The sequence below is a fragment of the Lentzea fradiae genome (assembly GCF_900100955.1).
GTDB lineage: Bacteria > Actinomycetota > Actinomycetes > Mycobacteriales > Pseudonocardiaceae > Lentzea > Lentzea fradiae.
The window spans coordinates 63,317-87,879 of sequence record NZ_FNCC01000003.1 but is presented as its reverse complement, the minus strand read 5'-3'; the positions used below and the strand labels follow the sequence as shown (position 1 = coordinate 87,879).

Annotated in this window: 24 protein-coding genes; 17 read left to right on the top strand and 7 right to left on the bottom strand. The window is 72.4% G+C overall.

Annotated features, from left to right (window positions below; all coding sequences use genetic code 11):
* Positions 1 to 51: 51 nt before the first annotated feature.
* The gene (locus tag BLT23_RS07700; protein WP_176946645.1) at positions 52 to 444 is read left to right on the top strand and encodes an STAS domain-containing protein; all 393 of its coding nucleotides are present in this window, start codon (positions 52 to 54) and stop codon (positions 442 to 444) included.
* A gap of 44 nt (positions 445 to 488) precedes the next feature.
* On the opposite strand, the gene BLT23_RS07695 is transcribed toward BLT23_RS07700, so the two are convergent.
* Positions 489 to 860 carry an ATP-binding protein gene (locus BLT23_RS07695; protein WP_176946644.1) on the bottom strand — a complete coding sequence of 124 codons (372 nt, stop codon included), beginning with the start codon at positions 858 to 860 and terminating at the stop codon, positions 489 to 491.
* Positions 861 to 1,034: 174 nt separating this feature from the next.
* On the opposite strand from BLT23_RS07695, the gene BLT23_RS07690 reads away from it, so the two are divergent.
* From BLT23_RS07690 to BLT23_RS07660, 7 genes are read left to right on the top strand one after another with little or no spacing between them, the layout of a single operon-like run.
* The gene (locus tag BLT23_RS07690; RefSeq protein WP_090047067.1) at positions 1,035 to 1,886 is read left to right on the top strand and encodes an STAS domain-containing protein; all 852 of its coding nucleotides are present in this window, start codon (positions 1,035 to 1,037) and stop codon (positions 1,884 to 1,886) included.
* Positions 1,886 to 2,290 (top strand): STAS domain-containing protein, encoded by a 405-nt coding sequence (locus tag BLT23_RS07685; protein WP_090047066.1) that lies wholly within the window; start codon positions 1,886 to 1,888, stop codon positions 2,288 to 2,290. The genes BLT23_RS07690 and BLT23_RS07685 overlap by 1 nt, the downstream gene beginning before the upstream one ends.
* Complete coding sequence (locus BLT23_RS07680; protein WP_090047064.1) at positions 2,290 to 2,703, top strand: ATP-binding protein; 414 nt, start codon at positions 2,290 to 2,292, stop codon at positions 2,701 to 2,703. The genes BLT23_RS07685 and BLT23_RS07680 overlap by 1 nt, the downstream gene beginning before the upstream one ends.
* Positions 2,700 to 3,728, top strand: coding sequence for an ATP-binding SpoIIE family protein phosphatase (locus BLT23_RS07675; RefSeq protein ID WP_090047063.1), 1,029 nt, complete (start codon positions 2,700 to 2,702; stop codon positions 3,726 to 3,728). Before BLT23_RS07680 ends, BLT23_RS07675 begins: the two co-directional genes overlap by 4 nt.
* Positions 3,725 to 5,455, top strand: a complete 1,731-nt coding sequence (locus BLT23_RS07670) for an ATP-binding response regulator (RefSeq protein ID WP_090047061.1) — start codon at positions 3,725 to 3,727, stop codon at positions 5,453 to 5,455. Before BLT23_RS07675 ends, BLT23_RS07670 begins: the two co-directional genes overlap by 4 nt.
* Positions 5,452 to 6,999: a SpoIIE family protein phosphatase gene (locus tag BLT23_RS07665; protein ID WP_090047060.1), complete on the top strand. Its 1,548-nt coding sequence runs from the start codon at positions 5,452 to 5,454 to the stop codon at positions 6,997 to 6,999. Before BLT23_RS07670 ends, BLT23_RS07665 begins: the two co-directional genes overlap by 4 nt.
* Positions 6,996 to 7,391 carry an ATP-binding protein gene (locus BLT23_RS07660; RefSeq protein WP_090047058.1) on the top strand — a complete coding sequence of 132 codons (396 nt, stop codon included), beginning with the start codon at positions 6,996 to 6,998 and terminating at the stop codon, positions 7,389 to 7,391. The genes BLT23_RS07665 and BLT23_RS07660 overlap by 4 nt, the downstream gene beginning before the upstream one ends.
* 146 nt (positions 7,392 to 7,537) lie before the next feature.
* Here BLT23_RS07660 and BLT23_RS07655 read toward each other — a convergent pair whose 3' ends face one another.
* A complete protein-coding gene (locus BLT23_RS07655; protein WP_176946643.1) occupies positions 7,538 to 10,189 on the bottom strand; it encodes a SpoIIE family protein phosphatase in 2,652 nt (883 codons plus the stop codon).
* Between the two features lie 159 nt (positions 10,190 to 10,348).
* Between BLT23_RS07655 and BLT23_RS07650 the strand changes: the two genes are divergently transcribed.
* The 5 genes from BLT23_RS07650 (at position 10,349) to BLT23_RS07630 (ending at position 15,246) form a co-directional block, all read left to right on the top strand.
* Positions 10,349 to 11,566: an NAD(P)/FAD-dependent oxidoreductase gene (locus BLT23_RS07650; protein WP_090047055.1), complete on the top strand. Its 1,218-nt coding sequence runs from the start codon at positions 10,349 to 10,351 to the stop codon at positions 11,564 to 11,566.
* 77 nt (positions 11,567 to 11,643) lie between these two features.
* A complete protein-coding gene (locus BLT23_RS07645) occupies positions 11,644 to 13,032 on the top strand; it encodes a fatty acid desaturase (protein WP_090047054.1) in 1,389 nt (462 codons plus the stop codon).
* 10 nt (positions 13,033 to 13,042) lie between these two features.
* Positions 13,043 to 13,657 carry a TetR/AcrR family transcriptional regulator gene (locus BLT23_RS07640; RefSeq protein WP_090047052.1) on the top strand — a complete coding sequence of 205 codons (615 nt, stop codon included), beginning with the start codon at positions 13,043 to 13,045 and terminating at the stop codon, positions 13,655 to 13,657.
* A 67-nt stretch (positions 13,658 to 13,724) separates the two neighbouring features.
* A complete protein-coding gene (locus tag BLT23_RS07635; RefSeq protein WP_090047050.1) occupies positions 13,725 to 14,237 on the top strand; it encodes a hypothetical protein in 513 nt (170 codons plus the stop codon).
* A complete protein-coding gene (locus tag BLT23_RS07630) occupies positions 14,227 to 15,246 on the top strand; it encodes a hypothetical protein (protein ID WP_090047049.1) in 1,020 nt (339 codons plus the stop codon). Before BLT23_RS07635 ends, BLT23_RS07630 begins: the two co-directional genes overlap by 11 nt.
* A 246-nt stretch (positions 15,247 to 15,492) precedes the next feature.
* Here the strand turns inward: BLT23_RS07630 and BLT23_RS07625 are convergent, their stop codons facing one another.
* On the bottom strand, positions 15,493 to 16,107 hold the full coding sequence (locus BLT23_RS07625; protein ID WP_245743814.1) for a TetR/AcrR family transcriptional regulator: 615 nt from the start codon (positions 16,105 to 16,107) through the stop codon (positions 15,493 to 15,495).
* A 66-nt stretch (positions 16,108 to 16,173) separates the two neighbouring features.
* Between BLT23_RS07625 and BLT23_RS07620 the strand changes: the two genes are divergently transcribed.
* From BLT23_RS07620 to BLT23_RS07610, 3 genes are all read left to right on the top strand, one after another.
* Entirely contained in the window at positions 16,174 to 18,180 is a 2,007-nt protein-coding gene (locus tag BLT23_RS07620) for a 2Fe-2S iron-sulfur cluster-binding protein (protein ID WP_090047046.1), read from the top strand.
* Positions 18,181 to 18,318: 138 nt separating this feature from the next.
* The gene (locus tag BLT23_RS07615) at positions 18,319 to 19,770 is read left to right on the top strand and encodes a PP2C family protein-serine/threonine phosphatase (RefSeq protein ID WP_090047044.1); all 1,452 of its coding nucleotides are present in this window, start codon (positions 18,319 to 18,321) and stop codon (positions 19,768 to 19,770) included.
* Between the two features lie 5 nt (positions 19,771 to 19,775).
* On the top strand, positions 19,776 to 20,795 hold the full coding sequence (locus tag BLT23_RS07610; protein WP_342713648.1) for a cobalamin B12-binding domain-containing protein: 1,020 nt from the start codon (positions 19,776 to 19,778) through the stop codon (positions 20,793 to 20,795).
* A 45-nt stretch (positions 20,796 to 20,840) separates the two neighbouring features.
* Here the strand turns inward: BLT23_RS07610 and BLT23_RS07605 are convergent, their stop codons facing one another.
* Positions 20,841 to 22,100 carry an MFS transporter gene (locus tag BLT23_RS07605; protein WP_090047041.1) on the bottom strand — a complete coding sequence of 420 codons (1,260 nt, stop codon included), beginning with the start codon at positions 22,098 to 22,100 and terminating at the stop codon, positions 20,841 to 20,843.
* Positions 22,101 to 22,194: 94 nt separating this feature from the next.
* On the opposite strand from BLT23_RS07605, the gene BLT23_RS07600 reads away from it, so the two are divergent.
* Complete coding sequence (locus BLT23_RS07600; protein ID WP_245743791.1) at positions 22,195 to 22,920, top strand: GntR family transcriptional regulator; 726 nt, start codon at positions 22,195 to 22,197, stop codon at positions 22,918 to 22,920.
* 40 nt (positions 22,921 to 22,960) lie between these two features.
* Here BLT23_RS07600 and BLT23_RS07595 read toward each other — a convergent pair whose 3' ends face one another.
* Genes BLT23_RS07595 through BLT23_RS07585 form a run of 3 tightly spaced genes read right to left on the bottom strand, consistent with a single transcriptional unit; the run spans position 22,961 to position 24,421 of the window.
* A complete protein-coding gene (locus BLT23_RS07595; protein WP_090047038.1) occupies positions 22,961 to 23,368 on the bottom strand; it encodes an SRPBCC family protein in 408 nt (135 codons plus the stop codon).
* 24 nt (positions 23,369 to 23,392) lie between these two features.
* The gene (locus tag BLT23_RS07590; RefSeq protein WP_090047768.1) at positions 23,393 to 23,992 is read right to left on the bottom strand and encodes a TetR/AcrR family transcriptional regulator; all 600 of its coding nucleotides are present in this window, start codon (positions 23,990 to 23,992) and stop codon (positions 23,393 to 23,395) included.
* Positions 23,993 to 24,049: 57 nt separating this feature from the next.
* Positions 24,050 to 24,421, bottom strand: a complete 372-nt coding sequence (locus BLT23_RS07585; RefSeq protein ID WP_090047037.1) for a DoxX family protein — start codon at positions 24,419 to 24,421, stop codon at positions 24,050 to 24,052.
* Between the last annotated feature and the right edge of the window lie 142 nt (positions 24,422 to 24,563).

Here is a 24,563-nt window from a genome sequence, read left to right as displayed (position 1 = left end):
CAGCGGGCTCGCGTCGGCGCTTCGCACGGTTTGCCGATGGGAGGTAGGTCGATGAGCCAGCACGCCGAGGGAGCAGTCGTGGGACTGACCGCCGAGCTGACCGACCACGACGGGATCACGCTCGTGAGCGTCGCCGGTGAGGTCGACCGGATGACCCCGGAGTCACCGATGCTGAAGGCCGCGGCGGCCGTGCGCGAGAAGCCGGCCGGGGTGGTGGTGGACCTCGACGCCGTGACGTTCTTCGGGTCCGCGGGCGTCAACATGCTCGCCGCCGTGTGGCAGGAGGCCGAGGCCGCGGGGGTGCCGCTCGCCGTCGTCGCGACCAGGCGGGCCGTGCGGATGCCGCTCACGATCTCCGGTGTCGACGTGCTGCTGGAGCTGTACTCGAGCCGGTCCGACGCGGTCGCCGCCATCAAGGCCATGCCGCGGCCCAGCCGGAGCTGAACCACGCGCGTGGCGCCGCTCAGGCGGAGCTGACGGGCAGGAACTCACTCACCGCCGGTGCGAGGCACGACCGCCCAGATCGTCTTGCCGGCTCGTTGCTCCGTGACGCCCCACTCGCCGGCCAGCTGGTCGACCAGCACGAGCCCTCGTCCGCGCGCCGAGTGCGGGGACGAGGGCTTCAGCACGGGCGGGATCGACGAGGCGTCCTCGACCTCGATCCGCACGCTCCCGTCGCCGCTCGGCGCGTCCAGGCGCAGGCGCGCGGGGAACTCGCCGTGGTCGTACACGTTCGAGACCAGTTCGGTCACGATCAGCTGGACGTCGAGCAGGTCGTCCTCGTTCAGGCCCGGCAACGCCGAACCGGCCCACCGGCGGATCTCCGCGATGTCGACCACATCACGGTTGAGCTCCAGCACGTGCGGGGTATCAGGGGGCTCGCCTCCGACGGCCAAGAAGGTGCCTTTCTGTCACTGGTGTGCTGGCTGAACGTACCTCCTGCGGGAAGCCGCTAAACGCGGTAACCACCTGTCGGGCCGTTGGACGGCGCACAGCTACTGTCTGTGGGGTACTGACCGCCTGAGGAGGCTTGAGTGACTGCAGACGCAGGACACGCCCAGCGTTTGACCGAGCTGTTGCGGGAGAACGCGGAGCTCCTGATCGACAAGTGGGTGGGCGTGGTCGCGGCCGCGTTGCGCGGCCGGTCGGCGAGGACGGAGCTGGAGGCCGACTTCCGCGAGTTCTACGCGGCCCTGGTGCCTCTGGTGGGCCACGACGGGAAGAACATCAGCGGTCCGGAGTTCACCGAGATCCGGTCGCTGCTCGAGGAGTACTCGCGCTCCAGGGTGCGGGCGGGCTTCACGCCGTCGGAGACGGCGTCGAGCGTCTTCTCGCTCAAGGAGCCGGTCTTCGAGCTGGTCGAGAACGACGCCTCCCCGGAGGTCTTCCAGCAGGCGCTCGCGTTCTCCCGGCTGCTCGACGCGTTCGGGCTGCTGACCTTCGAGTCCTACTCGCGCGCCCGCGAGGACATCATCCGCGAGCAGTCCGAGCAGCTGCTGGAGCTGACCACGCCGGTGGTCAAGATCTGGGAGGGCGTGCTGGCGGTGCCGCTGGTGGGCACCCTCGACTCCGCGCGCACCCAGGTCGTCATGGAGAAGCTGCTGGAGATGCTGGTCGAGACCGGCTCCGAGCACGCGATCATCGACATCACCGGCGTCTTCGCCGTGGACACGCAGGTCGCGCAGCACCTGCTCAAGACCGTCGTCGCGGCGCGGCTGATGGGCGCCGAGTGCATCGTGTCGGGCATCCGCCCGCAGATCGCGCAGACGATCGTGGCGCTCGGCATCGAGTTCGGCGACATCGTCACCAAGGCTTCGCTCGCCGACGCGCTGCGGCACGCGCTGCGCAGGGAAGGCGTCGAAGTCGTGCGCCGCGAGGTCGTGTGATGGAGCGCGTCCCGATTCTGAAGATCGGCGGCGTGCTGCTCGTCTCGATCCAGATCGACCTGCAGGACCAGAGCGTGCTCGCCCTGCAGGAGGACCTGGCCGAGAAGATCAGCGCGACCGGCGCGCACGGCGTGGTCATCGACATCTCGGCGGTGGAGATCGTCGACTCGTTCATCGGGCGGATGTTCGCGACGATCGCGTCCATCTCCCGGCTGTTCGACGCCGACACGGTCGTCGTCGGCATGCGGCCGGCGGTGGCGATCACGCTGGTGGAGCTGGGGCTCACGCTCGGCGGTGTGCGCACGGCGCTCAACCTCGAACGCGGCATGAAGATCCTGGGTGAGCTCGGCCGCGAACGCCGGGGTGCGGTCACGCACTTCGGCGAGTTCCCGCGGGACGCCTGATGCCCACCGGGGCCGACGGGCCGGAACAGGTCGCCATCAGCGGCGACGACGACGTCGTGCGCGTGCGTCAGCTCGTGCGGACGTACGCGCAGCAGACCAAGCTCTCGCTCGTCGACCAGACGAAGCTCGTCACGGCGGCGAGCGAGCTGGCCCGCAACACGCTCATCTACGGCGGCGGGGGCTTCGCCCGCGTCGAGGAGGTCAGCGACGGCAGGCGTAGCGGCGTCCGCGCGTCGTTCCACGACGAGGGTCCGGGCATCCCGGACCTCACGCTGGCCCTCGCCGACGGCTGGAGCAGCGGCAGCGGGCTCGGTCTCGGGCTCAGCGGCGCGAAGCGGCTCGTCGACCAGTTCGACCTGGACACCGAAGTCGGCCGCGGCACGGTCGTGACGGTGGTCAAGTGGAAGAGATGACGACGGCGACGTGCCTGCCCCTGGTGCGCGACGAGGTGTGGCTGCCGGTCGAGGAGACCGCGCAGGTCGGACGGATCCGCCGCACCGTCACGACGCTGGCCGAACGCCTCGGGTTCGGCGCGAACCGCACGGCGGAGGTCGGGCTCGCGGTCACCGAGATCGGGACGAACCTGCACAAGCACGCCCGGCAGGGCGTCGTGCTGGTGCGCACGGTGCGCGGCGAGCGGGACGCGGCCGTCGAGGTCGTCGCCCTGGACCGAGGTCCCGGCATCGCCGACGTCGAGCTGGCGTGGCAGGACGGGCAGTCGACGACGGGCACGCTCGGGGTCGGGCTGGGCGCCGTGGCGCGGCTCGCCACCTCGTGCTCCATGACGTCGCGGGCCGGTTCCGGCACGGCGCTGGTGGCGCGGTTCGCCGCGGCGCGCGACTGGGTGCCCGAGTGGGGCGCGGAGCACGCGGCCGGGGTGACCAGGCCCATCGGCGGCGAGGAGGTGTGCGGGGACGCCTACGCGATCTGCCGCAGTACCGACCGGCTCACGCTGGTGATGTGCGACGGGTCCGGGCACGGGCCGCTGGCGGCCGCCGCGTCCGACCGGGCGGTGCGAATGTTCCGCGACCTGGCCCCGATGCCGCCGGAGCAGCTCCTCGCGCGCCTGCACCACGAGCTGCGCGGCACCAGGGGCGGCGCGCTGGCGGTCGCCGAGATCGACCTGGCCGCGAGGTCCGTCCGCTTCTGCGGGCTGGGCAACATCGCCGGAGCCGTCCTGTCGGACGGCCGGAAACAGGGCATGATCTCCGTGCCGGGCGTGGCGGGCCACCAGGCGCGCACGATCAGGGCGTTCGACTACGAGCTGCCGGAGGGGGCCGTGGTGGTGCTGCACTCCGACGGCCTGACCGAGCGCTGGGGCGCCGACTTCGGCGCCGACCCGGCCACCGACGACCCGGTGCTGGTCGCGGCGACCCTGCTGCGGGAGGCAGGCGTCCGCAACGACGACGCGAGCGTCCTGGTGGCCAGGACGACATGACCCCCACCGAGCTGCTGCGCCTGCCGGTCGGCGACGAACGCGATGTGTTCCTGCTCCGCCAGCGCGGCCGGCAGGTCGCGGCGGCAGTCGGGCTCGACGGGCAGAACCAGATCCGGGTCGCGACGGCGCTGAGCGACGTCGGCAGGGAGCTGGTCCGCCAGGACGTCCGCACCGCCGCCGTCTTCCGGCTCACCCGCGGCGGCTCACCCGCGCTGCTGGTCGAGCTGGCGTGGCAGGCGCCGGTGGCCACCGGCGCCGGGCCGGGCTGGGACACCGCGCGCAGGCTGATGGACGACATGGTCATCACCTCGTCGGGCGTGACGCTGGTGAAGAACGTGCACCACGTGGTCAAGCTCGACGAGGGTCTGCTGAGGGAGCTGCGCGAGACCGCGGACACCAGCGCGCTCGACGAGCTGCGGGCGCAGAACCAGGAGCTCCTGGAGACGCTCGAGAACCTGGAGGCCAAGAGCACGGAGCTGGAACGGCTCAACGCCGAGCTGGAGGAGACCAACCGCGGCGTCGTGGCGCTCTACCAGGAGCTGTCCGAGGAGCTGGAGCGCACGAACCAGGGCGTCGTCGCCCTCTACGCCGAGCTGGAGGCGAAGTCCGCGGAGCTGCGGGAAGCGGCCGCGGCGCGCATCCGGTTCTGGTCCAACATCAGCCACGAGCTGCGCGCGCCGATCAACTCGGTGGTCGGCCTGACCCGTCTGCTCAGCGCACCAGGCGGCGACCCGATGACCGACGACCAGCGCCACCACGTCGACCTGATCAACGAGTCCGCCGCCACGCTGCTCGCGCTGGTCAACGAGCTGCTCGACACGGCCAAGGCCGAGTCGGGCAGCCTGCGGCCGCGGATGGCCCCGGTCGCGCTCGACTACGTGATCACGCAGCTGCGGTCGTCGGTGCGGCCGATGCTGCGCACCGGCGACGTCCAGCTCGTCGTGGACACGATCCCCGAGCTGCCGCCGCTCGTCACCGACGAGACGATGCTCGTGCGGATCCTGCGCAACGTGCTGTCGAACGCCGTCAAGTTCACCAAGCACGGCGAGATCCGGTTCACCGCCGAACAGGGGCCGGGGCCGGAGGAGATCCGGTTCGTCGTGAGCGACACGGGCATCGGCATCCCGCAGTCGGAGCAGGGGAAGGTCTTCGAGGAGTTCTACCAGGTGCCGAACGCGCTTCAGGTGGGCGCGAGCGGCACCGGGCTGGGCCTGTCCTACGCCCGCAAGCTCGCCGAGCTCCTCGGCGGCAGGCTCGACCTGAGCAGCACCGTCGGCGAAGGCACCGAGGTGGTGCTGACGCTGCCCACCGGCAAGGACGACCAGGCGGAACCGGTGCCCGTCGCGTGCGCGCTCGTCGCGGACGGCGACGAGGAGGTCCGCGGGCGGCTGCGGGACGCGCTCGCGGACATCGCCGCCGACGTCGTCGAGGCGGAGGACGGCCGCAGCGCGCTGAACCTGGTGAAGTCACGGCGGCCGGACCTCGTGCTGGTGGGCGCGAACGCCCCGCTCATGAGCGGCAGCGCGGTGCTGTCCGTGCTGCGGCTCGACCCGGACCTCGCGAGCGTGCCGGTGGTGGTCGTGTGCGGCGACGACCCCGGCGGTCTCGCCCGCAGCGTCCACAACCTCGGCGCCGCGTTGCTGCACGACGAAGCGATCGACCCGGCGGCGGTGAGCCGTGCGACGAGGGACGCCCAGCTGGCGGTGCGCAGAGCGGAGGCCCGATGAACCCGACAGCGATGGGTGGCGGACCCGCCAGGGTGCTCGTGGTGGACGACCTCGAGGCGAGCCGGTTCATCGCGTGCAGCTGGCTGCGCCGCAGCGGCCACACGGTCGTGGAGGCGACCACGGCGGCCGAGGCGCTGGACGCGCTGGAGCACCACTCGTTCGACCTGGTCCTGCTGGACGTGCACCTGCCCGACATGAGCGGCTACGACGTCACCGAGCGGATAAAAGCCGACCCGCGCACCAGCTCCGTGCCCGTCGTGATGCTGTCGGCGACCTACATCGAGCCCGAGGACAAGATCATCGGGCTCACCCGCGGCGCCGACGCCTACCTCACCGAGCCGGTCGACCCCGGCGAGCTGCTCGCCAACGTCGAGGCCGCGCTGCGCTACCACCGCGCCCGCGCCCTCGCCGAGCACCTCGCCGCCCGCCTCACCCGCCTGACCACCGCCACGTTCGCCATCAACGCGGCCACCACGTTCGACGGCCTGGTCGAGGCAGCCGCTATCGGCGCCGCGGACATGCTCGACACCGCCGCGACCGCGGTGCTCGGCACGTCGTCCGGCGCCGTCTGCAGCGCGTCCGCGGGCGCCGGTCCGCGCCCGGACGACGCGGACGTCGCGCGGTGGCTGTCGTCGCTGAACCCCGGCATCGGCGTGACCGTGGTCGAGGGCGACGCCTGGCGGCGGGACGCCCCCGTCGTGGCGGCACTGGCCCGCACGAAGCTGCGCCGGTCGCCCATCGGCATAGCGGTGGCACCCGAGTCGGTGACCAACGCCGAGGACCGCAACCTGCTGAGCCAGCTCGCCCAGGCCACCGCGCTCGCCGCGGAGGGCCTGCACACCTTCGCCGAGGAGCACTCGCTCGCGCTGACGCTGCAACGCAGCCTCCTGCCGCGCGAGCTGCCGCACCACCCGGGACTGCCGATGACGGCCCGGTATGTGCCCGCGCAGAGCAACGCCGAGATCGGCGGCGACTTCTACGACGTGATCGAGCTGGACGGCCGCGTGCTGATCGCCATCGGCGACGTGTGCGGCCACTCGATCGAGGCCGCGACCGTCATGGCGGAGGTCCGGCACACGCTGCGCGCCTACGCCGTGGAGGGACACCGCCCGGCCGAGATCCTGCGCCGCGTCGACATCCTCCTCGAACGCTTCCACCCGACCGGCGGCCTCACCACGATGTGCCTGCTGCTGGTCGACCTGGAGGAGGGCACGGTCGACGTGGCCAACGCGGGCCACGTGCCCCCGCTGCTGGCCGACGCCACCGGGGCCCGCTATGTCCCCGTCAAGGGACCGCTGCTCGGCATCGGTCTCGACCGCCCGGAGGCCACCACGCTCCCCCTGCCGCCCGGCACCACGGTCCTGCTCACCACAGACGGCCTGGTCGAACGCCCCGGCGTGGACCTCGACGAGGGCATGGAGAAGCTGCGCGCCGCCGTGTCGCACACCGACGACATGGACGAGCTGGCCGACCGCCTGCTGGCCGAGCTGGGCCAGGACAAGCAGGACGACATCGCCCTGGTGCTGCTGCGGAGGCTCGCGTGACGCCGCTCCTGCTGGACGTGCCGGTGGCGCCCGGCCTCTCGGTCTCGGCACTGCGCCGCTGGCTGACCGCCGCGCTGAGCGCGCTCGGCGAGGACCACCTCTACGACGTGCAGCTCGTCGTCACCGAACTCGTCACGAACGTCCTGGACCACACGCCCGGCACCGGCCGGCTGCGCCTCCTGCACCACCTCGACCCGTGCCGGGTGGTGGTGGAGGTGGACGACACGTCTCCCGCCGCCCCGGTGTACGGGCGGTCGCGGCTGGGGGAGAACCGGGGGCGCGGGATCGTGGTGGTGGACCGGATCTCGGCGGAGTGGGGGTGCCGGCCGCTCGCGGGGGGCGGTGCGGTGAGCGGGAAGACGGTGTTCGCGGTGGTGGACTGCACGGGCTGAGGCCGGGCGCCCTGCCGGTGTGGGAGGTGGGCGGGGTGAGCGCCGCGCAGGTGGAGGACCCGGACGGGTCGGGTGCCGGGCGGGTTGAGCGCCCGGTGGGGTCGATCCCGCCGTGACGTCGAGCCCGGGGTTGTGCCCCTGGCGCGTCAGGCCGAGGTCGCCGGTCGTACCGCCTCGTCGTGGAGCGTCCTCGTCGTGTGCGGCAGGCCGGACAGGTCCAGGATCCGCGCCGGGGCCGATCCACCCGCCGCCACCAGAGTCATGGTCCGGCCGCGGGCCTGTGCGCACGCCGAGGCGCGCAGCAGCAGTGCGATGCCGGAGCTGCTGAGGTAGCCGAGCCGGGTCAGGTCCAGCTCGACCGGGCGGTCGTCGGCGACGTCGATGCGGCTCAGCAGGGCCTCGCGCAGGTCCTCGACGGTCGCGATGTCGAGGTCGCCGGTCAGCAGGACGCGCTGGACGCGGTCGTCGCCGCCCTCGGTGAGGCCGGTGGCGGTGATCGGGGCGCGTTCGGGCAGGGGGGTGGCGCCGGTGCCGGGGACCAGGGGGACGTGGAAGCGGATCGTGGTGCCGTCGGGGCGCACGTCGAGGTCGGCCGAGTCGGTGAGGGCGCGGATCATCGTGAGGCCGCGGCCCCGGTCGCCCTTGTCGGCGGGGACGGGGCGCCAGCGGCCGTGGTCGGTGACCGCGACCTCGACGCCGCGGCCGGTCCAGGTCAGGGTCGTGTCGAACGTGCCGCCGCCGGTCGGGTAGGCGTGGTCCACGACGTTCGCGGCGGCCTCGCCGAGGGCGAGCTCCAGGTCGTAGACGGCGTCGTCGGACAGGCCGGTGGTGCCGGCCCAGTCCGTCGCGGTGCGGCGCAGCGGGGACAGCTCCTGGGGTTCCGCCGGGCACGTCAGGTGCAGCGGGGCCGGCAGGTGGCGGGCCACGACCAGGGCCACGTCGTCGGCCTGGCCGCCCTTGAGCACCTGCTCGACGATGCGCTGCACCAGGAACGCGGGTGCCAGCCGGGAGGCGGCGCCGACGGCCGTCACCAGCCTGTCGAGGCCCTCGTCCAGCACCTCGTCGCGTCGTTCCACGAGGCCGTCGGTGTAGAGGACCACCGAGCCGCCGGGCGGTAACGGGGCCGTGTGCTGGGGCGGGAGGGACGAACCGGCGGCGGCGAGCGCGGGGCCGATCTTGCCGGTGAGGACGCGGGCGCCGGTCTGGTCGACGACGACCGGGGCCGGGTGGCCCGCCGACGCCCAGCACAGCTCTCCGGCGTCCGGGTCGAAGACGATGCACGCGCAGGTGCTGCCGGCGGCGCCGTTCACGCGCGGCGCGAAGACGTTCAGGCGGCGCAACGACTCCGCGGGCGAGAGGCCGTCGAGGAGGTAGCCGGTCAGGGCGCTGCGCAGCTGGCCCATCACCGCGGCGGCGGCCGGTCCCTTGCCGACGACGTCGCCGACGGTCAGTCCCACCTTCGCCTTCCCGAGGGGGACGACCTCGTACCAGTCGCCGCCGATCTGGGAGTGCTCGGCGGCGGGAAGGTAGCGGGCCGCGGTCGCGAGCCTGGGCAGCACCGGCAGCTCGCGGGGGAGCAGGCTCTCCTGCAGAGCGGTGGCGATCTCGTGCTCGCGTTGCAGCAGCAGCTCGCGTTCGGCCTCGGCGCGCTGGCGCTCGGTGACGTCCCTGCCGATCGCCTGCAGGCCCGTCGGGGTGGGCTGGACGCTCAGCTCCAGCGCGACCACCGAGCCGTCGGCGTGGCGCAGCGACACGGTCTGCGTCGCCGAGAGGTCCTCCGGCAGGCCGTCCACGAGCAGGTCGGTGACCGGGGTGCCGGTCAGCTGCTCCGGCCGGTAGCCGAGCAGGTGCCCGGTGGCGGGGTTGACGGAGACGAACCGCATCTCGCCGTCCAGCATCCAGATCGCGTCCGTCGCGCGTTCCACGAGCCGGCGGTGGCGGCTTTCGCTGTCCCGCAACGCACGGTCCGCGTGCGCGCGCTGCAACGACTCCCAGCACCGGTTCACCACGACGGACACGAGCTCGATCTCGTCGCGCGTCCACGTCCGCGGGGTCGCCTGGTGGACGGCCATCGCGGCGACGAACCGGCCTCCACGCAGCAACGGCAGGCAGATCACGGCCTGGATGCCGGTGACGCGGTAGGCGCCGAGGTCGTCTGCTTCGAGCCGTGGGTCGTTCATCGCGTCGTTGACCACCCACGGCTTGCCCGCGCGCATGGCCGTCAACGCGCCTTCACCGAAGGCACGCATCGCGAACCGGCCGGGCAGCGGAGGAAGGCCCTTGGCGTAGTCGCCGCTCATGACGAAGTGGTTCTCGTCCGCCTCCGTGCGCGCGTAGGCGCACCGGTCGACGCCGAGGTGCTCGCCGAGCAGCCGAGTGGTGAGGACCATCAGCTCTTCGGCGTCGTCGAGCCGCTGCGACTCGCGTTCGAGCAGGTCGAGGAACCGCTGCCGGTTGGCCGCCGCGTGCTGGGCGGTGATGTCGACGAGCACGCCGCTGCGCTGTGCGCCGCGCACCCGCGTCGTCTCCAGCAGCCACACGAGGCCGCCGCCGGCCGCGCGGACGCGGTAGATCGTCTGGTAGTCGTCCTGGCCCCAGCGCAGCCGCTCGGTGTCGTCGCGGTCCTCGGGGTGGGTGATCTCCGCCCAGAAACCGGGGTCGGCGAGCCAGCGGGAGGGCGGGTGGCCGAGCAGGTCCTCGACGGCACCGGAGAAGAAGGTGATCACCCGGCCAGGCGACTCGCCCCGCCAGACGACCGCGGGCAGGTCGTCCACCGGGGTCGTCGTCGCTGGCTGCACCGCGGCGCTCCTTCGTCTGCGGGTGGCGTCCACGGCGCCGGTTCCTCTCGACGCGTGTCCCCGCATGGTACGGCGATCAACCACGTGCCTGCCGAACACGTCCGGTTCGTCACGTGCGCTCGTGGTGCGGAGCGTCCGGCGGGCCCATACGGTCAACGGGTGATCGTGGTGGTGGGAGCAGGGCTCGCGGGTCTGAGCGCGGCGTCGGAACTGGTGGCGGCAGGTCTGGAGGTCGCCGTCCTGGAGGCGTCGGACGAGGTGGGCGGCCGGGTCCGCACGGACGTCGACGGCGGTGTCCGGTTCGACCGCGGGTTCCAGATCCTGCTGCCCGCCTACCCGGAGCTGACGAGGCTCGACCTCGACCCGTTCCCGTTGCGGCACTTGCGGTCCGGGGTGTTCGTGCACGACCGCGGCCGGCACGACCTGCTCGCCGACCCGCGTGGCGGGACGTACTCGTGGGACGGTCTGCTGCGTCAGCACGTCCTCGGCGCCCGCGACCTCGCCGCACTGGCCGGGTTCTCGGCGCGGGACGCGTTCGGGGCCGTCCGTCCGCTGCTCGCCGCGCCGGACCGCACGACGCGCGACGAGCTGCGCCGGCTCGGCGTCACCGACCGCGGGGTGGAGTCGGTGTTCCGGCCGTTCCTCGCGGGCGTGTTCCTGGAACGCGAACTGAGGACGTCGTCGCGGTTCTTCCACCTCGTGTGGCGCAGCTTCGCCCGCGGCGGGGCGGCGGTGCCCGCGCTCGGCATGGGTGAGCTGCCGAAGGCGCTCGCCGAGAAGCTGCCCGCCGGGACGGTCCGGCTGGAGTCGGCGGTGCACGCCGTGCACGACGACGGGGTCGACCTGGAGGACGGCGGACACGTCGCGGCGGAGGCGGTCGTGGTGGCGACGGACGGCACGACCGCGGCGAGGTTGCTGCCGGGCCTGGCGGAGCCGCGCTGGAACAGCGTCACGACCTGGTACTTCCGCCCGCCGCGCGCCCCGCTGCGGGACGCCTGCCTGGTGGTCGACGCCAACGGCGGCCCGGTCGTCAACACGGCGGTGATGTCGGAGGTGTCCCGGCCCTACTCGCCGTTCGAGCCGCTGGTGCAGGCGACCGTCCTCGACGACGTGTCCGAGCAGGACGTCCGGGCGCACCTGAACCGCCTGTACAGCACCGACACCAGCCGCTGGGAGGTGCTGCGCCGCTACGAGATCGCCAGGGCGCTCCCGGCGATGGACGCGCCGCACCGGCTCAAGCAGTCGGTCCGCGCGGGCGAGCGGCGGTACGTGTGCGGCGACCACCGCGACACCAGCTCGATCCAGGGCGCGTTGCACTCGGGCCGCCGGGCCGCCCACGCCGTGCTGGCCGACCTGAAGTGCGCCGTTCGGCTCTGACTTTACAAACAACTGCCTGTTGTCAAACTGTCTTTACATCTTCTACCGTTCTGTCAACCTCCTGAACGGAGTGCGACATGGTGACGGTGCCCATCGGCTCGGCCGGGCAGTGGACGGACGGCAAGCGCCACCTGTGGCTCCTGGGCCTGGTCGTGCCGTCCCTCGCGTTCCTCGCGATCGGCCTGCACGCCGTCACCGGCTGGGGCGTGTGGTTCTGGACGGGGCCGATCGTCGTGCTGGTCGTCGTGCCCGCGATCGACCTCGTGGCGGGGCTCGACCGCGCGAACCCGCCCGACGACGTGCTCGAACGGCTGGAGAACGACCGCTACTACCGCTGGATCACCTACCTGTTCCTGCCGATCCAGTACGCCGGTTTCGCCGCCGCGTTCTGGCTGATCGCCCGCGGTGACCTGACGGTCGTGGACAAGATCGGGCTGGCCGTGTCGATCGGGTGCATCGGCGGCATCGGCATCAACACCGCGCACGAGCTGGGGCACAAGAAGGAGAGCCACGAGCGGTGGCTGTCCAAGATCGCGCTCGCCCAGAGCTTCTACGGCCACTTCTACATCGAGCACAACCGCGGCCACCACGTCCGCGTCGCGACGCCGGAGGACCCGGCGAGCAGCAGGGTGGGGGAGAGCTTCTACCGCTTCTGGCCGCGCACTGTCGCCGGTTCGCTGCGGTCGGCGTGGCGGCTCGAACGCAAGCGGTACGCCCGGCGCGGCCGGCACCCGTTCCGGATCGGCAACGACGTGCTGAACGCGTGGCTGATGTCGGTGGTGCTGTGGGCGGCGATGATTGCCTGGCTCGGCGCCGGCGTCCTGCCGTACCTGGTGGTGCAGGCCGTGGTCGGGTTCTCGCTGCTGGAGGCCGTGAACTACCTGGAGCACTACGGGATGCTCCGCCGCCGCGTCGGCCCGCCGGGACGCCGCCGCTACGAACGCGTCGACCCCAGTCACAGCTGGAACTCCAACAACATCGCCACCAACGTCCTGCTCTACCACCTGCAACGGCACAGCGACCACCACGCCAACCCGACCCGGCGCTACCAGACGCTGCGCGACTTCGAGGAGTCGCCGGTGCTGCCCACCGGATACGCCGGGCTGATCCTGCTGGCGCTGGTGCCGCCGTTGTGGCGCCGGGTGATGGACCCGCGGGTGCTGGCGCACTTCGGCGGCGACATGGGCCGCGCCAACATCCAGCCGGGCAAGCGAGCACAGGTGCTGGCCCGGTACGGCGGCACCGGCACCGGCGATGACGACCTGGCGGACACGCGCGGCGACGCGACCGCGGGAGGGACGTGCCCCGGCTGCGGGTACGTCTACGACGAGAAGACCGGGGACCCGCGTGAGGGCTTCCCGCCGGGAACACCCTGGTCGGCCGTCCCCGACTCGTGGTGCTGCCCCGACTGCGGAGTGCGGGAGAAGATCGACTTCATCGCGCAGGGACGGGTGCGGGCGAACTAACATCGCCCGCATGGGCGAGACACGAGCGGCCTCGGCGGCGGGCAGGCACCGGCTGCCGATCATCGAGGCGGCGATCGGGATGACCGCCCGCGACGGCTGGGCCGCGGTCACGATGGCCCGCCTCGCCGAGCAGGCGGGGGTGAGCCGTCAGACCGTCTACAACGAGGTCGGCTCGAAGAACGCGCTCGCCGAGGCCATGCTCGCCCACGAGCTGGGCCGGTTCCTCGCGGTGGTCGGCGACGCGTTCGACCGGCACCCCGGCGACCTCGTCGAGGCGATCCACGACGCCGTGCGGGACGTGCTCGACCTGGCGCGGGACAACGTGCTGGTGGGCGCCATCGCGTCCGCCACGCGGGGCGCGGACACCGAGCTGCTGCCGTTGCTCACCACCCGGTCCCGGACGCTGCTCGCCGACGTGAAGGCGATGGTCGCCGCCCGTGTCGCGGCCTACCGGACGGGCCTGACCGGCGAGCAGGCCGGTGTGCTCATCGACCTCGTCACCCGCGCCGTGCTCGGTCACGTCATCCAGCCGACGGGCACTCCCGCGAGCACCGCCGACGGCGTCGCCTGGATCGTCGCGCGAGTGCTGGAGGAGCCCGCCCGCACCCCGTTGCGCTACGGCTGAGCGCGGAATTCCATGCGCCGCAAAAGGAATTTGTAACGCGCGCCGCGGAAGCGGTGATCATACTGGCATGTCGAACGGTTTGATCCGCGTGACCGGGGAGCACGTGCAGTTCACCGAGTCGGTCTCGCGCATCGCGCGGTCGCTGAGCCCGCTCGGCGAGGCGGGCAGGCACGTCGCCGAGTCCTATGCGCTGAACGCGGAGATGCAGCGCCTCAAGCTCAAGGAGACGCGCGCCGCCGACGACAAGGAGATCAAGCTCAAGCTGCTGGAACAGCGTCGCCGCGAGTCCAGCGCCTCGTTGCGGCAGATGCGCAGGAACATCGGGCAGGCGGACGCGAGCGCGGGGGCGTTGCGCGAGTGCATGGTCAACATGCAGCGCGAGACGGTCAAACCCGGGCTGCCGCCTGCCGAACGCCGCGCCTACGCCGAGCTGACCCGGCACTTCACCACCGCGCTCGTGCAGCACCACGCCGACCTCACCGGCGGCGTCGCGAAGGTGATCGACAAGGTGCTGAACGGGGCCGGCGCGACGGCGCTGAACCCCGCACGCCGGCCGAGGCCGCGCCACCGTGGCCGGTAGCCGCCGCGGGTGCGCGCGCTTCCTGCTCGCACTGCTCTTCGGGCTGCCGCTGACGGTGTTCCTCGTCGCTCCGGCGATGTCGGTGCACATCATCGTGTCCGGGTCACCCGAGCTCGCCGCGCACCTCCCGGAGTGGCGCTGGGCCGCGGCCTCCTCGCTGCCGCTGGCGCTGTGGCTGGTGCGCTCCTCGTTGCGGCGCAACGGAAGGCTGCGCGGCCGGTCGACGCCCGTGCCCCTGCGCTGGCTGGGTTTCCTGACGAGAAGCCTGTTGCTGCTGGGCGTCATGAACGTGGTGGCGTTCGTGAAGCTGAAGCCGGACGAGCAGGCCACCACCGACAGCACGACACCGCTGCTGGTCACGGCGGCCAGCGGCATCGCCGTGCTCATCGCGCTCCGGTGGTGGGACCGCAGGCCGAGGCGCGTCACCGTCGAGGAGGTGCGGGCCGCCGCCGCCGAGGCCGACCGCAGCCTGCGCCGGGTCCGCGCCGAGAACGAGCGCGTGCGCCGTCAGGCCGAGGAGGTGCGGACGCGGATCACGAAGCTCCGCGCCCAGGGCGGCGCACCACCGAGGACCAAGCCGCACGGGCGCCCCGCGCACCGGCCCGACGTCGACTTCCACGCCCTGCGCGTCTTCCACCGCGAGTCGTACCAGTGCGCCGACACCGCGCACCTGGCGTACCAGTCGGCGCAGACGTCGTTGCGCGTCATGGGAAGTCTCGTGCACAGGGCCCGGCTCGCGCCGCACCGCCTGGTCATGCCGGGCAGGGCGGCGGGCAGGGCGCGCGCCGAGATGCGCGCCGCCGCCGAGCACCTCGCGCGGTCGCACGGGGAGCTGCGACTCCACGTCGAGGACGGGCTGGGCGTGGTCCAGGAGCTGAACGCCAACACCTCGGAGCTGAAGCACGAGATCCGCGACAGCTGCGGCCCGCAGGGGCAGGAGTGGTTCGAGGCGCTGGAGGAACGCATCGAGCAGGCCCGCGAGGACCGTCGCGCCAGCCGACATCACTAGGCGCTGCACTCAAGCCTCCTGACCCGCCACCGTCGGCACACACCCGCCCGTGTGTCACCCACCCAGCGGACCCCGCTACCCGTGCGTGACGTGGCTTTAGTACGCGGGGACCCCGCGTACGCGTCACGCGAACGCAGGGCCCCCGCGTGCGGGCGGGGAAACGCGAAAGAGCGTCGCGTGTGGGCGGGGCGTCACGGACAGCGATTGCCGGCAGGCCCGCGAGGAGCGCGGCGCGGGCAGGCGCGCTCAGCCGCTGAGGTAGCGCGTCACCATGTCCACCAGCTCGTTCTCCACGGTCTTCATCGACAGGCCCTGCGGGAACGCCACCAGCCGGTGGGTGTTCAGCTCCACGGTGAACACGATCAGCTCGGTGGCGGCGTCGAGGTCGCGCACGCGGACGTCGGGGTGGCGGCTGAAGACGTCGCGGACCTCGGCGAGCCGCCGGGCGCCGTGCCGGGCGAGCGTGGTGCGCAGCTCCTCGGACACCTGACCCTGCTCGATCATGATCCGCAGCAGCCGGGGGTCCTCCTGGTGGTTGTCGACCGCGTCGCGGACCAGGGCGCGGACCACCGTCTCCAGCGTTCCCGGCGCGAGGTCGAGCTCGTCCGCGCGGTGCCAGGCGCCGCGGTCGATGTGGCGCACCATCAGCTCGGCCAGGATCGCGTCCTTGTTCGGGAAGTACTGGTACAGCGAACCGATCGAGACGTGGGCCCGTTCGGCGATGCGGTTCGTGGTCCCCGCCGCGTACCCGTGCTCGGTGAAAACGTGAGCAGCGGCGGTCAGGATGCGGTCGCGGGTGAGCTCCGCGCGGACCTGGCGGGGCTTGCGACGTGGGTCGACAGACGGTTTCCGAGGGGGCACGACGTCCTCTTCCTGGCGGCGGGAAAGCGAGTACCGAAGAGCTGAGCAAATGCTCATAATAGGGTGATGACCAGGGGAAACGCGAACACGATCACGACCGGCGACGAGCTGGGGGAGATCGTCGGCAGACCGGCGGCGATGATCACGCTCAAACAGGTCGGCACGCTCGACGAGGGGTGCGAGGACGTGCTGGCCCGCAGTCCGATCGCGGGCTTCGGCTACCGCGACGCGCGGGGCGTGAGCAGGACGACGTTCGTCGGCGGACGGCCGGGCTTCGCGCGGGTGCTCGCGCCGACGCGGCTCTCCTTCCCGATGGACGAGACCGCGCAGGGGCCCGCGTCGCTGGTGTTCCTCGTGCCGGGCGTGGGGGAGACGTTGCGGGTCAACGGGGTCGTGCGGCGCGGTGTCTTCCACGTCGAGGAGGTGTTCGTGCACTGCGCGCAGGCCGTCCTGCGCTCCGGCCTGTGGCAGCCGCCGGTGTCCGCCGGGCCCGTTGCCGACCTCGCCGGTGACGGACCGCTGGCCCAGCCCGGTGTCGCGGGTTTCCTCGCCACCGCACCGTTCCTGGCTCTGTCCACATGGGACTCCGACGGTGGTGCCGACACCAGCCCCCGTGGCGAGGAACGGGCGGTCGCCCGTGTCGTGGACGACCGCACGCTGGTGATCGCGGACCGCCGTGGCAACAAACGCGCCGACTCGCTGCACAACCTGGTGCGCGACGACCGGCTCTCGTTCGCGGCGCTGGTGCCGGGTCGCACGGGCGTCCTGCACGTGCGGGGCAGGGGAACGATCACCGTGGACCCGGACGTGCTGGCACCGCTGGCGTTGCGCGGGGTCGCGCCGCACTGCGCGCTGCTCGTCGACGTCGAGGCCGCCGAGCTGACGACCAGCGAGGCGGTGACCCGCTCCCGGCTGTGGACGGCGGACGTGCCCTCCGACGCGCCGGACCTGCTGGCGCTGGCCAGCCGGCACCTCGCCGCCAACTCGGCGAAGACCGCCGTGCCCGGTTTCCTGCTCCGGCTGGCGGGCAAGATCCCGGTTCGGTGGCTGCGCGCGGCGATGACCGTCGCCTACCGCTCCGGCCTGCGCAAGGAGGGCTACGAGGTCGCCGCCCCCGCACCCCGTGCCGTGCGGACGGAACCGGTGCGGGAGGTGCGCGTCGCCGAGGTGCGCCGCGAGACGCCGAGCGCCGTCACGCTGGTGCTGGAGGACGGTGCCCCGTTCGACTTCCTGCCGGGCCAGTTCTTCACGCTGGTGAGCGACGAGACCGGCCTGCGCCGCGCCTACTCCGCCTCGTCGGCGCCGGGGCCCCGGCTGGAGGTGACCGTCAAGCGGGTGGGCCGGTTCTCCGAGCACGCGCATTCGCTCGCCGTGGGCGACAGGCTGTCGTTGCGCGGCCCGTCCGGCTCGTTCCGCCTCGTGCCGGGGGCCGATGTGGCGATGGTCGCGGCGGGCAGCGGCATCACGCCGATGATGAGCATGATCCGCACGCTGCTCGCGGAGCGCTCGGAGTTCAAGATCGCCTTGCTCTACAGCAACCGGACCACTGAGGAGACCATCTTCGCGGCCGAGCTGGATGCCTTGGCGCATCAGCATCCTGGCCGGTTGTCCGTCATGCACGTGGTCACCTCGCGCGACGGCAGGCTCGACGCGTCCGGGGTGCGGCAGTGGGCCGCCGGACTGGGATGGCCGGACGCCCGGTTCTACCTCTGCGGCCCGGAACCGCTCATGGACGCCGCCCGTCAGGCGCTCGAAGAGCTGGGCGTCCCGGATGACCGTGTCCACGCGGAGCACTACGTCAGCGCACCGGCCGCGGCGGCGTCCACAGCTCCGCAACGGATGTTGGTCGAGAGTGACGGCCAGCAGGTCGGCACGGCGGTGGTCGAGCCCGGTCAGACGCTGCTCGACGCCGGACTGGCGGCCGGGCTGCCCTTGCCGTACTCCTGCACGGTCGGCAGCTGCGGCGACTGCGTGGTGCGGCTGCGGGCGGGGAAGGTGACGGCGGAGGAACCGGGTGGCCTGGTCCGCACGTGTTCCAGCGCACCGCTGACGGACGTGACGCTCGACGTGTGACAAACCCGTCCCCGCCCGGACGGCTTGGCCGAGTTGATCGCGGCGACCTGCGCAAACGGCAGTTCGGCCAAGTCCTTACCCACCGACGCGCGAGCCGAAACATTGTTCTTGATCCAGAACGGATGGAACAATGAATGAATGGTCGCGGTGCAAAGCTGGCTGCGTTCGCCGTGTCCCGCCATCGTCGTCGACGCTTCCGGGGTCGTTCACAGCATGAACGACGCGGCGAAGGAGCTCTTGCCGGCAGATGTCGAACCGAGGTGGCAGCACGGGGAGTCCGTGCTCATCTCGGAGCGCAGCTATGCCGCCCACCGGGTCGATCACGGCAGCGGTGAGGTCACCTGGTGGCTGCTCGACGACACCGACCTGCGGCTGCAGCAGAACCGGGCCGAGCTGCTCGCGCGGATGTCGAACGCGCTGATGACCTCGCTCAACCCCGAGCGGTGCATGAGCGTCGTGGCCGAGCTCGCCGCCACCCACCTCGCCGACGAGGTGCTGGTGATCGCGCCCGGCACCACCGAGGGACACGCGGTCACCCGCTGCCGCCGCGGCGAGCAGCCGACGCACGAGCTGCTGCGCGTCGACGTCGAGGAGGTCGTCGGTCTCAGCGAGGCGCTCAAGGGCTTCCCGCCGGTGCCGTCGCGCTGGATCGACCCGGCCGCGGCGCCCGCGTGGCTCGCCCACGACGTCTCGTCCATCGTCGTCACCCCGCTGCCGGGCCACGGCGTGCCGGCGGGCGCTCTCATCCTGATGCGTCGCGACGGCCGGTTCGACGAGGACGAGGAGTCGTTCGCCCGGCTGTTCGCCTCACGTGCGGGCGTCGCGATGTCCGCGGCGTGGCTGTTCACCCAGCAGGCCGTCATCACCGAGCGCCTCACGATGGACCTGCTGCCGCCGTTGCTGCGCCGCTACGAGCACGTCGACCTGGCGGGCCGTTACCGCGCCGCCCAGGACACCGAACGGGTCGGCGGCGACTTCTACGACGTGCACGAGCGGGAGGACGGCGAGCTGTTCGTCGTGCTCGGCGACGTGTGCGGCAAGGGCCTCGACGCGGCCGTGCAGACCGGCAGGGTCCGCACCACCGTGCACGCCCTGCTGCCGGTGGTCGCCGACCACGACCAGCTGCTGCGCTCGCTCAACCAGGCGCTGCTCACATCCGACCGCACCCGGTTCATCACCGTCGTCGTCGCGACCGTGACGCCGCGCGAGGACGGCCTGCACGTGCGGCTCACCTCGGGCGGGCACCCGCCGGCGTTGATCGTGCGGGCGGACGGCGGGGTCGAGGCGGCGAAGACCCGCGGCACGCTGGTCGGCATCCTGCCGGAGATCGTCACGACGACCGACGAGGTGGTGCTCGCGCCCGGCGACTCGTGCCTGCTGCACACCGACGGCATCACCGAGGCCGTCGGCGGGCCGCTCGGCGACGAGGAGTTCGGCGAGCAACGGCTGCTGCGCGCGCTGGGCGAGTGCCGCGGCATGCCCGCGGAGGCGCTGGCCGAGCACGTGCACATGCTGGCGTCGCAGTGGATCGGCGAAGGCACCCACGACGACATGGCGGTGGTCGCGATCACGGCACCGCGCCGGAGGTGAGGTCCGTGCCGGAGACGGCCGTGCAGGTGGGCGCCGCTGACGCCCTGTGGGAGGCGGCGCTCGACGGTGACGAGCGCAGAGCCACCGACGTCGTGCTGAAGGCCGCCGAGGAGGACGGGCACGAGTTCGTGCTGCTCGACGTCATCGGCGCCGTGCAGCGCCGGGTCGGCCTGGAGTGGGCGGCGAACCGGATCAGCGTCGCCCAGGAGCACGCGATCACCGCGATCAACGACCGCGCCGTGTCGGCGTTGTCGGTCGCCCGCCCGTACGAGCCGCCGAAGCACGGCCGCGTCACGGTCGCGTGCGTCGACGGCGAGTGGCACGCGCTGCCCGCCCGGCTGCTGTCCGAGGTGCTGGTGCTGCGCGGGTTCCGCGTCGACTACCTCGGCGCCCAGGTGCCGACCCCGCACCTGATCACCCACCTGCACCGCACCGGCCCGGACGTGGTGGCGCTGTCGAGCTCCATCGCGACCCGGCTGCCCATCGCGCACGCCACGATGACGGCCTGCCAGGCGGCGGGCGTGCCGGTGATGGTCGGCGGGGCCGCGTTCGGCGAGGGCGGCAAGTACGCGCGCCGCTTCGGCGCCAACGCGTGGGCCTCCGACGCCCGCCAGGCGGCCGACATGCTGGTGGAGAAGCGGCTCCCGGCACCGGGCGCGCCGCACCAGCCGGTCGACGACCTGCCGCACCTGGTCGACCAGGAGTACACGCTGGTCACGCGCAGCACGCCCACCCTCGTGCGGTCGGTGTACCGGGCGCTGGAGGAACGCCTGCCCGCGATGAAGTCCTACGACGACGAGCAGCGCCAGCACACGGCGGAGGACCTCAAGCACATCGTGGAGTTCCTGGCGACGGCGCTCTACGTCGACGATGCCGAGCTGTTCCGGACGTTCATGGCCTGGACGACCGACGTGCTGGTGGCCCGCAGCGTGCCCGCGAGGGTGCTCGGGCCGACGCTGGAACTGCTCTCCGCCGAGCTGCGCGACTTCCCGCGCGCCCGGCGGATGATCGACTCGGTGCGGTAGCAGCGGTCACGGGCACCACCGGGAGAGGGTGGTGCGCGGCTTCTACTACAAAGCGCTCGCGTTGCGGCGGTTGATGAAGGCGACCCGCAGGACGACCGCGGTAGCCAGCGCGCACAGCAGCGCGATGTCGGCGAACATGTACCGCCAGCCGGTGATGTCGATCATGGCGCCGACCAGGCCGGGGCCGAGGAACCCGCCGGTCGCGAAGCTCACCGTGTACAGCGTCGTGTAGACGCCGATCACCCGCGCGGACGGCGCGAGGTTCCACAGCACGACGGCGGCGTTGATGATGAAGCCGGAGGCGCCGACGGCCGCGACGCAGTACGCGACGACGGTGGCCACCGGAGTCGGCACGAGGGCGGCGACGGCGAGCGAGGCGCCGAAGACCGTCATGCCGAGCATGATCGTCCGGATGCGGCCGAGGCGTTCGGCGACCAGCGCGGCCGGGTAGGCGGCGGCCAGGAACGCGATGCCGCTGGGGAACGTCAGCGAGCCGGCCTCGCCGCGGGTCAGGCCGAGCGTCTCCATGCCGTACGGGGTGAACAGGGCCCGTGAGGAGAACCAGGCGCACCCGAACAGCAGGACCGCGCAGACCACGAGCAGGCGGCTGCGGTCGTGGTCGCGGAGGATGTCCAGGAACACGTCGCGCAGGCGGGTGGTCCGCTCGCCGGTGGCGGTGTCCTCGGCGAGCGCGGCCTGGTAGGCGGGCGACTTCTCGTCCCGCACCCGCGTGACGAGCACGGCGGTGCCGATCAGCATGAGCACGGCGGGGACGGTGAACGCGAGCTTCGGGTGGTCGTCCACCAGGAACGCGCTGATGAGCGCGGAGACGAGCACGGTGAGACCCGAGGCGATCTTGACGAACGCGTTCGCCCTCCCGCGCCGTTCCGGCTCGATGAAGTCGGGCAGCAGCGCCTGCGCGATCGGCTTGAAGGTGTTGCCCGCCAGCGCGTACACGAAGATCACCGCGATCAGCGCCGGCAGCGCGGTCGTCAGCGGGATCAGCGTGAACAGCACCGCCGCGAGCGGCATGCCCACGGCGAGGTACGGGATCCGGCGGCCCCAGCGCGTGCGGGTGTTGTCCGAGCGGTTCGCGATCCAGGGCTGCACGAAGATGCCGAGCAGGTTGTCCATGCCCATGACCAGGCCGACGAGCGCGGTGCTGGCGATGTGCTCGCGCAGCAGCGGCGGTACCTGGGCGTCGTAGAAGTCCCAGGTGGCTTCCTGCGCGAAGACGGCGAGAGCGACGTAGAACGTGATGCGTCTGGCTGTTCGCCGGTCGTCCGGCTTGGCGAGTGTGGTCACGGAAGCCTCCGTTGGCTCGTGGGCGCGCTCACACTAGAATGCTATAGCAAAACCGTCAAGCAATAGCTTTTCGCTCTGCCGTAGGATCTGGCCCGTGACCGAGGAATCCCGGGAGACGCTGGCGGGCCGGGCGTACCGCGAGGTCCAGGAAGCGATCGCCACGGGCGAGCTCGCGCCGAACGAGAAGATCACCGAACGCGGCCTCGCCGAGCGGCTGGACATGAGCCCCACCCCGGTCCGCGAGGCGCTGCGCCGCCTGGAGCAGGACGGCATGATCCAGCGCTCCGGCCCGCGCACCGTCGTCGTCGCCGACATCGGGGCCGCCGCCGTCGAGGACCTGGTGGAGGTGGAGGTCGCGCTGCGCGGTCTCATCGCCCGCTTCGCCGCGCGCCGCGCGACCCCGTCCCAGCTCGACCACCTCGACGCCCTGCTGGACGAGGCGGACGACCTGCTGATCGTCAGCAGGCAGCGGCTGGCGGACGGCCGTCCCGTCGAACGGCACCTCGGCACCCTGCTCGACGTGATGCAGCGGTTCAACGACGCGGTCGCGGACTGCGCGGGCAACGCCGTCCTGGTCAGGCTGCTCGACCAGACGAGGGTGTTCACCAGGGCCGAGCGCAAGAGCAGGACGCTCGAACGCGTCCTCGCGAACCACGAGCGCAACCTCGCGCGGTACGCGGGTCACCGTGCGCTCGTGCGGGCGCTGCGAGCGGGCGACGCCGAGACGGCGGAGCGGCTCGCGATCGAGGACGTCCGGGCGGGACTCGAAGACCTGCGGCGGGAGCCGGACCGGTCGCGCACGCCGGGACCGGTCGCCTGACGGGTGCGCGCGGTCCCGCCACGCGCACCCGGCGGACAGCTCAGCCCTGCCGGCGGTCGTCCGCCGCCGCGGTCTGCGTGAGCACCGCGACGGTCTCTTCCAGCCCGCGCTGCACCTCGTCGCCCGACGCCTCGCGCACGCTGTGCAGGCTCACGGTGATCCGTGACCGGCCCGGCGTGACCTCCTCGACCTGCAGCTCGCCGTGGTAGTCGTCCGGACCCTCCGCACCCCACTCGAGCGAGCGCCTGCCCGCGTCCGGGCGCACCCACGCCTCGCTCTCGACGTGGTGGCCGTGCACCTCGGCCTCGACGTGCACCTGCTCGCCGCCCTCCGGCTCGGCGGCGGTCATCTGCGGGAAGTAGCGGGGCAGGTTGGTGGGGTCGGCCAGGAACTCGAAGAGCGTGTCGGCGGGGATGTCGGCTTCCGCCGTGTGCGTGTAGGTCGTCATGCCGGGCCGGGTACCCGCGATCGGTCAGCCGCAGACTCGCTCGACCAGGTCACACCAGCTCGCGCCCAAGTCGGCCACGACGAGGCCGGGGCCCGCCTGCTCCGCCGGGTGCAGGTAGAGCAGGATCGGCCCTTCGAGCGCCGCGACCAGCTGCAACGCCAGCGTCCCGCTCGCCGCCGCCGCGGGCGCCGCCTCGCTCAGCAGCATCTGCACGTGGAACAGCGAAGGGCTGTGCTGGAGCGGTTTCGGCTGACCGGTGTCGAGCCCGGCGCGGACCAGGGCGAGGTGCTCGACCAGGAACTCGAGCCTCGCCAGCCCGAAGGCGGCGAGCCGTGCCGCGGCGGGCGCGCCGGGACCGAGCGGCGGCGGGCCGCTCAGCACGCGTTCCTGGAACCGCTTCTCCTCCTCGTCGAACAACGCGTGGAAGATGCCCGCGCGGGTGCGGAAGCGGCGGAACACCGTGCCCTTGCCCAGTCCGGCCCGGTCGGCGAGGCCGTCCATGGTGACCTTCTCGACGCCCAGCTCGGCGACCATCCGCCGGGCGACGCAGAGCAGGTGGGCGCGGTTGCGCGCGGCGTCCGCCCGCTCCTCGCGCCGGGGCTGCGGCAACGGCAGGTGTTCCACGGTCCGCACGCTACCCGCCGGTCACGGTCCACCCGGAGTCGCGACTCGCCGCGTGGCTCACCAGCCGAGGAAACGACCGGCCGCCACGAACGCCGCCAGCAGGAGCAGGGCGACGTTGACCGGCAACGACTGCTTCTCGCCGAGCTTGAGGTGCACGCGTGCGGCGAGGACCTGCACGACGACCAGCCCGACGGCGGCGATCGGCGTCAGGACCGGGGCGATGCCGGTCAGCCAGGGCAGGACCAGCCCGATCGCGCCGAGCACCTCGACGGCGCCGATCGCCTTCACACCGCCGTCGCTCACGTCCTTCGCCCAGTCGAACCGGCCCGACGCGACCATCTTCTCGCGGGGATGCACGAGCTTCATGCCACCGGCGGCGAGGTAGACCGCCGCCAGCAGGCCCTGCACCACCCACAGTGCGATGTTCACGAAATTCTCCCGTCCTCGCGTTTCGAAGGGCTCATGATGATCGCGTCGAAGGCGTCGCGAAAGACCACGGCCCCACGAACTCGCCGGGTGTACCGCCTCAGCACGCGTCCACGAGGTGCTGTCGGTAACGCCCCGCCCCGCT

Coding starts and splice junctions, on each gene's coding strand:
- BLT23_RS07640 (WP_090047052.1), top strand. CDS start 13,043: ATGGGCGAGACACGAGCGGCCTCGGCGGCGGGCAGGCACCGGCTGCCG.
- BLT23_RS07665 (WP_090047060.1), top strand. CDS start 5,452: ATGAACCCGACAGCGATGGGTGGCGGACCCGCCAGGGTGCTCGTGGTG.
- BLT23_RS07675 (WP_090047063.1), top strand. CDS start 2,700: ATGACGACGGCGACGTGCCTGCCCCTGGTGCGCGACGAGGTGTGGCTG.
- BLT23_RS07685 (WP_090047066.1), top strand. CDS start 1,886: ATGGAGCGCGTCCCGATTCTGAAGATCGGCGGCGTGCTGCTCGTCTCG.
- BLT23_RS07615 (WP_090047044.1), top strand. CDS start 18,319: ATGGTCGCGGTGCAAAGCTGGCTGCGTTCGCCGTGTCCCGCCATCGTC.
- BLT23_RS07670 (WP_090047061.1), top strand. CDS start 3,725: ATGACCCCCACCGAGCTGCTGCGCCTGCCGGTCGGCGACGAACGCGAT.
- BLT23_RS07680 (WP_090047064.1), top strand. CDS start 2,290: ATGCCCACCGGGGCCGACGGGCCGGAACAGGTCGCCATCAGCGGCGAC.
- BLT23_RS07700 (WP_176946645.1), top strand. CDS start 52: ATGAGCCAGCACGCCGAGGGAGCAGTCGTGGGACTGACCGCCGAGCTG.
- BLT23_RS07635 (WP_090047050.1), top strand. CDS start 13,725: ATGTCGAACGGTTTGATCCGCGTGACCGGGGAGCACGTGCAGTTCACC.
- BLT23_RS07595 (WP_090047038.1), bottom strand. CDS start 23,368: ATGACGACCTACACGCACACGGCGGAAGCCGACATCCCCGCCGACACG.
- BLT23_RS07645 (WP_090047054.1), top strand. CDS start 11,644: ATGGTGACGGTGCCCATCGGCTCGGCCGGGCAGTGGACGGACGGCAAG.
- BLT23_RS07620 (WP_090047046.1), top strand. CDS start 16,174: ATGACCAGGGGAAACGCGAACACGATCACGACCGGCGACGAGCTGGGG.